The organism is Loigolactobacillus binensis (genome assembly GCF_005405165.1).
Taxonomy (GTDB): domain Bacteria; phylum Bacillota; class Bacilli; order Lactobacillales; family Lactobacillaceae; genus Loigolactobacillus; species Loigolactobacillus binensis.
Genome location: NZ_BJDN01000009.1, coordinates 82,681 through 92,333, shown reverse-complemented (window position 1 = coordinate 92,333; position 9,653 = coordinate 82,681). Strand labels below are relative to the sequence as shown.

Sequence of the window (9,653 nt, the reverse complement as noted above, 5' to 3'; positions counted from 1 at the left end):
CGGGTTTTGCCAATAAAAATCACCTCACCAATTATTTGATGAGGTAATCATAACTTGGATTTAGTTAGTTTGATAGTCGGTCAGTTATTTGGTGCTTACATTTGGATTCCGTAATTACCATCATATGATTTCACGTATTAAGTTACGGCAAATGAGAACAAAACCAATGAAAAAAACAGAGTTGAAAGTCGCATGACTTTCAACTCTGTAAAAGCTATTCATCAACAGGATTTGACAAAGAGCCAAAAATTTTAGACTGACTTTTCAGCTAACCCAACGCGGGCAAAGATTTCATCCACGTGCCGCAGATGCCAATGATAATCAAAAGCATCATCTAGATCACTGGGACTTAATGCACTGGTGATCTTCGGATCAGCTTCCAGTAATGGCCGGAAAGCTTTTTTCTCATCCCAGGCAACAGCTGTTTTGGGCTGAACAAGATCATAAGCCGCCTCACGACTCATGCCGCTTTCGATCAACTTCAGCATAACCCGCTGACTATAGATCAAACCAAACGTCACATCCATATTACGCCGCATCTTTTCAGGGAAGATCGTCAAAGTATCTAAGATCTTCGTAAACCGCTGTAAAATGTAATCCAGTAAGCCTGTTGTATCGGGAATAATGATCCGTTCGGCTGAGCTGTGGGAAATGTCGCGATCATGCCACAATGGCACGTCTTCATAAGCAGTGATCATGTGCCCCCGAATAACTCGCGCCAAGCCAGTCACGTTTTCGGAACCGATCGGATTGCGCTTATGCGGCATTGCCGAAGAACCCTTTTGACCTGCAGCGAAGAACTCTTCAACTTCATGGATCTCAGTTCGCTGTAATGAACGCACTTCAGTCGCAAAACGCTCGATCGATGTGGCGATCAAGGCCATAGTTGCAATATATTCAGCATGCAGATCCCGCGGCAAAACTTGGGTCGAAATATCTTGGGCCCGAATGCCTAGGTGCGCGGTCACATATTTTTCAACAAATGGCGGGATGTTGGCAAAAGTCCCAACCGCGCCACTAATCTTACCGGCTTCTACGCCTTTAGCAGCGTGTTCAAACCGTTCTTGATTACGCTTCATTTCAGCATACCATTGTGCCATCCGGAGACCAAATGTGGTGGGCTCAGCATGAACACCATGAGTACGGCCCATCATCACCGTGTACTTATAAGTTTTAGCTTGTTTCGCTAAGACGTCGATCAAATTTTGAATATCTTGGCGAATTAGGTCATTAGCTTGTTTCATTAAGTAACCAAACGCGGTGTCCACAACATCCGTTGACGTCAAACCATAATGAACCCATTTTTTCTCTGGGCCTAGGCTTTCCGAAACATCCCGGGTGAACGCCACCACATCATGCTTCGTTTGCTTTTCCAGTTCAGCGATCCGCTCAACATTAAACGTTGCCTTCTGCCGAATCTTCGCAGCATCTTCCTTAGGCACCTCACCGATCTGTGCCCATGCTTCATCCGCTAAAGTTTCTACTTCCAACCATGCCTGATAACGATTTTGATCGGTCCAAATGTGCCCCATTGCTGGGCGCGTATAACGTTCTAACATAGTAAAGTAAGCCTCACTTTTTGTAGTTTATGTGGTGAAATTATTTTTTTGCCAGTGGATTCCAAATTTCGGTGTCGTAGATCTGTTCCAAAGTACGGCGCGTATCGTTGGTCAAAATGGTAACATGTCCGGCACGATCATTGTCCTCTTGGGCATTATCTAAATAATAATAAAAATGCCAGTCTGGTTTGATCAAAACCTGAGTAAAGGTATCGGTCAATAACCGCTTCGGAATCGTCACGGATACTGCAGGACTTAATAATTTGATCTGCGGTAACGGCCAGTGACACAGAGTTCTTAAATGCAATTCATACTGCGAAACATTGGTAGCTTCATTAAAAATATTGCCGGAAGTGTGCGGTCCTGGGATCAGACGTTTTACGTAAAGCGTGTCAGCAGCGGTTAGGAAAAATTCAATACCGAACACCCCTACATAATCTAAGGCATTACCGACGAGTTCAGCGATTCGCTGAACTTCGGCCATTACTGCTGGTTTGATCCGCGCCGGGACAATGGTTTCAAATAATTCATGATCCACAAACACGTCCTCAACTACTGGCATGTAAGTAAGTTTTTTATCCGCATCCTTAGCGACCATGATCGCTAGTTCGCTTTCGTAAGGTACCCAAGATTCCAAAATATAGGTGCCGGAGGTTAAATACTCCTTACAACCAGCAATATCCGCTTCACCGTAAATAATTCGTTGAAATTGTTTACCGTAACCCTTTTGAATCGGCTTTAACACACAGGGATACCCGATCGACGCTACCGCATCATAAATATCATCAATATCGACGATCGTCGCGTAAGGCGCAATATTCAGATTATGACTTTCAAAGAAAACTTTTTCCAACTGGCGATCCTGAGTAATGGCTAAAATATCAGTTCCTTGGGGCAAATTAACTGCATTTAATTGTTCCAAAACACTGGTATCAATATTTTCATACTGATACGTTAAGGCATCACAAAACTGCGCTAATTTTTGTAAGTTAGTCACTGAATTCAAAGCACCCATTTCGGTAATGTCGGCAACCCCAGCCGCCGGGCTATCTAAAGTATCAGTTAAAATGCCCACCCGGAAACCTAATTTTTTTGCGGCTAAGGCCAACAATTTACTGTTGGCGTCACCACCAATGATCCCGATCATACTATCTGGATAAATAACTGCAGTCAAATTTCTCACAACCTTCATTTACTGGCGTTCAATTTGCTTCCATCGTAGCATAAGCCGTCGCGACCCGTCAAAATATGGTGCAACTAACTGTACGCTATTGCGGCAGCCTTATTCAGTTTCGTTTAAGCCATCCTCTTCTTCAAGATCAGCTTCTGGTTGCCGCGGCCGTAAAATCAAGTTGAGCAACACTGCCGATAAACTGGCCATAACGATCCCATTGCCAAGCAACAATTGCAAAGTTTTAGGTAAGGCTTGGAAAATAGTTGGTTCAACACTGACACCTAAGCCCAGGCCAATTGAAAGTGCCGCGATCAACACATTCTTATCATTACGAAAATCAACATGGCTCAACATGCGAATACCTTGAATAGCCACCATGCCAAACATAACCAGCATTGCCCCACCTAATACTGGCGTGGGAATGATCGTTGCCATCGCGCCAACCTTAGGTAATAGACCCAATAAAATTAGAAAACCGGCTGAATAAAAAATCGGCTTGCGGGTCTTGATCCCGGATAATTGCACTAAACCCACATTTTGCGAAAACGTTGTGTAGGGAAAAGTATTAAAAATACCGCCTAGCATCACCGCTAAGCCTTCAGCTCGATAGCCCTTCTTCAAGTCGCTACCTTCGATTTTACGGTTGGTAATGTCACCTAACGCAAAGAACACCCCGGTGGATTCCACCATGGAAACCAGCGAAACCAAGATCATCGTCACGATCGACGACCACTCAAAATGCGGTGCCCCAAAGTAAAATGGTTGGGGAAAATGTAACCAACTGGCTTGCGCCACCGGCTGCAGCGAAACCATACCCATCAAGGCAGCCACGATCGTTCCAACCAACAAACCGATCAAAACTGCGATCTGGCGCAAGAAGCCAACACCCCAAACATTGACTGCCAAAATCACAACTACCGTTAAAAATCCTACCGCTAACGAATCTGGTGAACCAAAGCTTTTAGCGGTGGCATCGCCACCACCTAAATTGGTAAAAGCAACGGGGATCAAGGTTAATCCAATGACCGTGATCAAGGTACCCGTGACCAATGGTGGAAACAGCCGCTTAATTTTAGAAAAGGCCCCGGCGATCAAAAACACAAAGGCACCTGCAGCAATAATCGCCCCGTACATGGTGCCGATGGAAAAACGTTCTCCGATCATTTTCAACGGTTCAACGGCCTGGACTGCACAGCCTAAAACAACCGGTAAACCAATGCCGACAAAGCGATTTGTCCAAATCTGTAGTAAGGTTGCCAAGCCGCACATGAAGATGTCAATGGAAACAAGATAAGTCATCTGGCTGGCAGAAAAATGAAGCGATGTCCCAATCAATAGCGGAACTAAAACAGAACCAGAATACATGGCCAACAAATGCTGTAGCCCTAAAGCCGCCGCCTTAGGGTGTGACACGCTGACGACCTGCTTATTCTGCATTTGCTTGCTCCTTATCATCGACAAAAACGACCTGACCATTTTCAAAGGCAGCGATTTGAGCTAATGACTCAAGGCGAATTCCTTTCTCTTTGATCAATTCATGCCCGCGTTGGAATGTTTTCTCGATGGCGATACCGACCCCTTTAATTTCAGCATGAGCTTGTTCGCAAACCTGAATCAAACCAGCAACGGCCTGCCCATTAGCCAGAAAATCATCAATGATCAGAACTTTATCATCCGCGCCTAAAAATTTCTTAGAAATCGAAATTTCATTACTAACTTTTTTAGTGTATGAATAGACAGTTGCCGTATAAAGATCATTAACCAAGGTCAAACTCTTGTGCTTACGGGCAAAGATAACCGGCACGTGCAACTGTAACCCAGTCAGCAGAGCTGGTGCAATTCCCGATGATTCCACCGTCAATACTTTAGTGATCCCATTACCACGGAATGATTGGGCAAATTCTTCACCCATCGCAAACATCAAATCGGGATCAACTTGATGGTTTAAGAAATTATCCACCTTCAAAACGTTGCCTTCCAATACTTGACCATCACGACGAATTCGCTCCTCGAGCAACTTCATAATTATAACCTCCAAAATAAGATATGAATTTATTAGCACTGACACCGTGTTGCTTCTAAAAAAGCTTCTTTTACGCAGGAACGGCAAAAGAAGCGGTATGACCACCTATTTTGCTTATAGTCCAGAATTTACGGTCCTGGGTAGAAACTCGCCAACCAAATTATGGCATTATATAAGCAGTTCTATTGAAATAGCGATTGCCGCAACCCAGTTGAATTCATTAAATTACGCAACTGTGGATCCGACCTAATTGACTATTTTATACTGTCAATCAATTTAGTGCACGTCCAAATTAATTATAACTTTAGCACAGTTAATTCCGAATGACAATAAGGATCAATCAGATTTCATTTGGTTTTAACTAAGCGGCCAAACAAAACTTGAAACGGTGAGCAAAGGCGTATAGTAACTAAATTAAGCCTTATACAGTGCCATTTCTTCCTTGTTTTCCTCAATAGACTAAAGCATTAAAATCCGAACGATCATTGATCATATTGATTTAACTTATACGTTTCGATCACATTGATCAATTTTTCGGCATACGTGGGATCAGTGGCGTAGCCCGCCTGCTGCAGAGCTGTGGCCGCCGCTTTGTAATTAGTCGCCGCCACAACATGCTGATATTGTTGCGTGTTCCAGGTCGTCCCCCGCGCCAATAACTTAGCGTGTGCCGCCAACGCTGCAGTATCGCTACTATAAACCTGAAAACGCGCACGAATCTCGATCCACTGGCCATTACGATATTCCTTAGTCGACAAGAGTTGTGACGTAGTTGGGTCAGTCCCTTTGACCCCAAACAAATTATGATACTTACTGGCCAATTGACTAGTGCCCCAATCAGATTCTAAAATTGCCTGGGCGATCGTTACACTAGGTAAAATATGATAAGTTAACTGCAAACGCTGGGCTTCCGGCGCTAAACTGGTGATAAACGCATGGTGCTGCCGCTGAATACTTTCCTGACGCACCGCGGCAGTATCCGCCACATCAACGCGTGGCTGTTCGCCTAGCAAGCGCACTAATAACAAGCCAACAAAAGCAACGACCAAAGCAGCTAAAATAATCTGGGGCAGGCCTAGTTGCTGCCATAATTTCCCTTTTTTTCGTTTTTTTGCCACGCAAACACCTACCTTGAATTACTGCACCAACTAAAAATAATGATATTGTCTCTATTGTACACAAATTTAGTGCAATTGACCGCTAATTTTCCCTTAAAATTACTGTAACTAAAAACGGAACACAAGGCAACTACTGCAGCCCAGCATTCCGTTAATTATTTATTTAGGTTGTTCGATCACACGTACCCGAACCACGTTTTCGATTTGTTCCATTTTATTTGCGATCCGCTGCAACCGTTTGGCTTCCAACGCATCCAGATCGATCATCGTATACGCATAATCCCCGTTGCTGCGGTTGACCATGTTAACAATATTCAAATCATAATTGGCTAAAATTTCCGTCATCCGTCCCACCATATTAGGAACGTTGCGGTGAATCAAGGTCAACCGTAACGGTGCCTGGAAATCCATTACTGTATTGGGAAAAGTGACCGAATTACGAATATTGCCGGTTTCCAAATAATTTTTCATCGTCTGGACCACCATTTTTGCACTATTAGTTTCTGCAGCATCGGTTGAACCGCCAATATGTGGGAAGCACAACACTTTAGGATGATGCAATAATTTTGGCGTCGCAAAATCAGTGATGTACTGCCGTAAATGGCCACGATCTAAGGCAGCGATGATTGCCGCCTCGTCGACCACATCGTCACGGGCAAAATTAAGCAACACACTTCCTGGTTTCATTTGGGCGATCGCGTCAGCATCCAACATCGCTGCCGTTTCATCCGTTAATGGCACGTGGATCGTCACGTAGTCACTATCACGTAATACACCACTGAGATTTTTAGCGTGGGTGATATGGTGGGATAAGTTCCAGGCAGTATCCACTTGGATATAAGGGTCGTAACCGACAACATGCATCCCAAAAGCAGCCGATGATGCGCCGTTAGCGACCAAGCCGCCAACGTGGCCTAAACCGATCACACCAAGCTTTTTGCCTAAAAGTTCAGTACCTACATAGGCTTTTTTACCTTTTTCAACTTGAACGTCGATATCATTACCCTTCAAGCTGTGAACCCATTTGGAGCCAGCTAACATTGGCCGGGCGCCGATCGTTAACGCTGCTAAAACTAATTCTTTGACCCCATTAGCGTTAGCACCTGGTGCATTAAACACAACGGTTCCTTGCGCCACTGCTTTGTCTAAAGGAATATTATTAACCCCGACACCAGCACGGCCAATTGTCAGCAGGCTTGCCGGTAAGGCGGTTTGGTGCAGATCCACACTGCGGATCAATAAGCCGGTTGCTTGTGGTGTTGGCTTTTCACCATAATCAACTTGATATTTCTCTTTTTCAAAAAGGGCCACGCCTGCCGGTGCCACCGTTGTTGAAGCTGTGATCTGATACATTACTTACCCGCTCCTTTTTCAAATTTTTCCATGAAATCGACTAAGGCCGTGACGGCGTCGATCGGTAACGCATTATATAAGCTAGCCCGCATTCCTCCGACTAAACGATGCCCCTTTAAATTCTTAAACCCTGCCTCATCCGCTGCAGCGACAAAGGCAGCATCAATAGCGGCATCACCGGTGACAAAAGGCACGTTAGTCAATGACCGCGCCGCCTTAGCCACTGGGGCTTTAAATAATTTTGATTGATCTAAATAATCATACAAAATACCAGCCTTAGCACGATTGATCTTTTCGATCCCCGCAATACCGCCGCGATCTTGTAACCAGTGAAAAACTAACCCTGCGGCATAAATATCGAAAACTGGCGGTGTGTTATACGCAGAATCCTTTTTCGCTTGAAGCGTATAATCTAACATCGCTGGCAGATTATCAACTTGCCCCAGTAGATCATCGCGAATGATCACTAAGGTTAAACCAGCCGGAGCAATATTCTTCTGCGCACCGGCATAAATAACGCCAAACTTTTCAAAAGGATAATTCTGCGCCAAAATATTGGAAGACATATCGGCAACTAAAGTACTATTAACCACCGGCAGCTGATCAAACGCGGTGCCTTCGATCGTATTATTAGTCGTAATGTGAACATAATCGTAATCTTTAGTTAAGTTAGGTACTGTCGGGATCGTTGTGTACCCACTAGCTTTGGAGCTGGCCACAATATCGACTTGCATGCCAGGTAATTTTTGCGCTTCTGCTACCGCTTTTTGTGACCAATGCCCTGTATCAACGTAGGCAACTTGGCGTTTAAGCGCAATATTTAACGGCAACATATAAAACTGTAAACTACCGCCACCTTGTAAGAACAAAATCCGGTAATTATCCGGCAAGCCCATTAGCTGGCGTAAAGTCTGTTCAGCATCGTGATAAAGTTCTTGAAACAAGGAGGAGCGATGACTGATCTCGGTAACACTCATGCCACTACCGCGATAAGACAAAAACTCGGCCTGAATTTGTTTCAATACCGGCTGGGGCAATACTGCCGGTCCAGCCGCAAAATTATACACTTGCTGCATATTAATGGTTCCTCCTCTAGGCACAGCCTGAACATCCTCAGCTGTTTCTCATTTGTTTCTTAATAAAATAATGTAATTCTCATTGTAGCATGTTAATCCAATAAAAAATAGGCTCGCTAAAAAAATGACGTTATTTTATACCACCGTGGACTTAACAACTGCTGCCAGCCGCAAACACCGGCAAAATGACCCGCGGCCACAAGGCAAAAGCCAGTCATAGCCAACACTGGTTGCTCCTGCAAAACAACCCGCAGCTGTACCTCAACCATATAAAATACCGCTAAACTAGTTTGATATAACTACTTTAGCGGTATTTTGCACCCTAAACATTAATGGCGCCCTGATCAACAGTGATCACTTACCAATTGACTAAAACCCCTAGTCCGAAGAAGATCACCTGGGCCAAGGTGATCAAAAATAGATTTTTGATAGCCAACGGAAACGTCACTTTTTTGATCTGCCGAGCCAAAAAGCCGCGGGTGTTGCGCCAAACTAGCGGCAACGTCAATAAGGTCAGCAACGTCAATTTCGGTAAATAGCCTAAGCCCACCGCAACGATCAAGCAAATAAAGCCGACGACGTACAATGTGACAAACAGTTTCAGTGCTGCTGGCTTACCTAAGTAGTAAACGATCGTTGTCCGGCCTAATTCCCGGTCTTCCTGCTCATCAGCAATATTATTAGCCAACAACAGATTACTAATGCTGCACACCGCCAACCCAGAAGACAACAACACCGGCCAGACAAAGGCCCAATTAAACGTGATAATGTCGTAAGTGTTGATGTAAACGCTGATCAGAAAAATCACAAACCCCATGGTAATACCAGAAAAGAATTCACCAAACGGCGTCGAAGAAATTGGCCGCGGTCCCCCAGCATAAAAATAACCGACTGCGTAACTGAACAGACCTAGCACCAATAATGGCCAACCAGTTCGACTGACAATGAACAAACCTAATGCTGCCGAAACAGCGATCAGCCAAAAAATCAACCAGCCGATACGGTGCGGATCTAAATGATGGACCCCAATAATATTGGTTTTCTCACGAAAAGCCAGCGCCTGATTATGCGTTGCCCGATGATAATCCTGATAATTATCGTTGGCATCCACCGCCATATTAAACATCAACATGGCCACAAAAAATAAAAGCAAATATACCGGATGTAGCTGCTGATAATGATACCAAGCAAAAAACGTTCCTAATAAAAAGGGAAAAACACTGGCTGTTTTTGCTTTAATTTCCACTAATTCTAAAAAAACTGATAAAGACACGCACTGACCACCTACCTTATAAGCCTTGCCAAAAAGACAGCAAAACATCCACAATGCGCTGCCTTTTAGCATATTAT

At 44.3% G+C, this 9,653-nt stretch carries 8 protein-coding genes and 1 riboswitch; all 8 genes read right to left on the bottom strand.

What is annotated here, in order from left to right; all coding sequences use genetic code 11:
* Positions 1 to 251: 251 nt before the first annotated feature.
* Positions 252 to 1,559 (bottom strand): adenylosuccinate lyase, encoded by a 1,308-nt coding sequence (gene purB / locus FFM78_RS06065; RefSeq protein WP_137637548.1) that lies wholly within the window; start codon positions 1,557 to 1,559, stop codon positions 252 to 254.
* A 40-nt stretch (positions 1,560 to 1,599) separates the two neighbouring features.
* Positions 1,600 to 2,733 carry a 5-(carboxyamino)imidazole ribonucleotide synthase gene (locus FFM78_RS06060; RefSeq protein ID WP_137637547.1) on the bottom strand — a complete coding sequence of 378 codons (1,134 nt, stop codon included), beginning with the start codon at positions 2,731 to 2,733 and terminating at the stop codon, positions 1,600 to 1,602.
* A gap of 108 nt (positions 2,734 to 2,841) precedes the next feature.
* Positions 2,842 to 4,170, bottom strand: a complete 1,329-nt coding sequence (locus FFM78_RS06055; protein ID WP_137637546.1) for a nucleobase:cation symporter-2 family protein — start codon at positions 4,168 to 4,170, stop codon at positions 2,842 to 2,844.
* Positions 4,160 to 4,756: a xanthine phosphoribosyltransferase gene (locus FFM78_RS06050; RefSeq protein ID WP_137637545.1), complete on the bottom strand. Its 597-nt coding sequence runs from the start codon at positions 4,754 to 4,756 to the stop codon at positions 4,160 to 4,162. Before FFM78_RS06050 ends, FFM78_RS06055 begins: the two co-directional genes overlap by 11 nt.
* Before the next feature lie 97 nt (positions 4,757 to 4,853).
* Positions 4,854 to 4,952, bottom strand: a riboswitch (purine riboswitch).
* Positions 4,953 to 5,238: 286 nt separating this feature from the next.
* Complete coding sequence (locus tag FFM78_RS06045) at positions 5,239 to 5,874, bottom strand: glycoside hydrolase family 73 protein (RefSeq protein ID WP_137637544.1); 636 nt, start codon at positions 5,872 to 5,874, stop codon at positions 5,239 to 5,241.
* Positions 5,875 to 6,033: 159 nt separating this feature from the next.
* The gene (locus FFM78_RS06040; protein WP_137637543.1) at positions 6,034 to 7,227 is read right to left on the bottom strand and encodes a phosphoglycerate dehydrogenase; all 1,194 of its coding nucleotides are present in this window, start codon (positions 7,225 to 7,227) and stop codon (positions 6,034 to 6,036) included.
* Positions 7,227 to 8,303, bottom strand: a complete 1,077-nt coding sequence (serC, locus tag FFM78_RS06035; RefSeq protein ID WP_137637542.1) for a 3-phosphoserine/phosphohydroxythreonine transaminase — start codon at positions 8,301 to 8,303, stop codon at positions 7,227 to 7,229. Before serC ends, FFM78_RS06040 begins: the two co-directional genes overlap by 1 nt.
* Before the next feature lie 358 nt (positions 8,304 to 8,661).
* On the bottom strand, positions 8,662 to 9,576 hold the full coding sequence (locus tag FFM78_RS06030) for a 1,4-dihydroxy-2-naphthoate polyprenyltransferase (protein ID WP_137637541.1): 915 nt from the start codon (positions 9,574 to 9,576) through the stop codon (positions 8,662 to 8,664).
* Between the last annotated feature and the right edge of the window lie 77 nt (positions 9,577 to 9,653).

Coding starts and splice junctions, on each gene's coding strand:
- purB (WP_137637548.1), bottom strand. CDS start 1,559: ATGTTAGAACGTTATACGCGCCCAGCAATGGGGCACATTTGGACCGAT.
- FFM78_RS06055 (WP_137637546.1), bottom strand. CDS start 4,170: ATGCAGAATAAGCAGGTCGTCAGCGTGTCACACCCTAAGGCGGCGGCT.
- FFM78_RS06050 (WP_137637545.1), bottom strand. CDS start 4,756: ATGAAGTTGCTCGAGGAGCGAATTCGTCGTGATGGTCAAGTATTGGAA.
- FFM78_RS06040 (WP_137637543.1), bottom strand. CDS start 7,227: ATGTATCAGATCACAGCTTCAACAACGGTGGCACCGGCAGGCGTGGCC.
- serC (WP_137637542.1), bottom strand. CDS start 8,303: ATGCAGCAAGTGTATAATTTTGCGGCTGGACCGGCAGTATTGCCCCAG.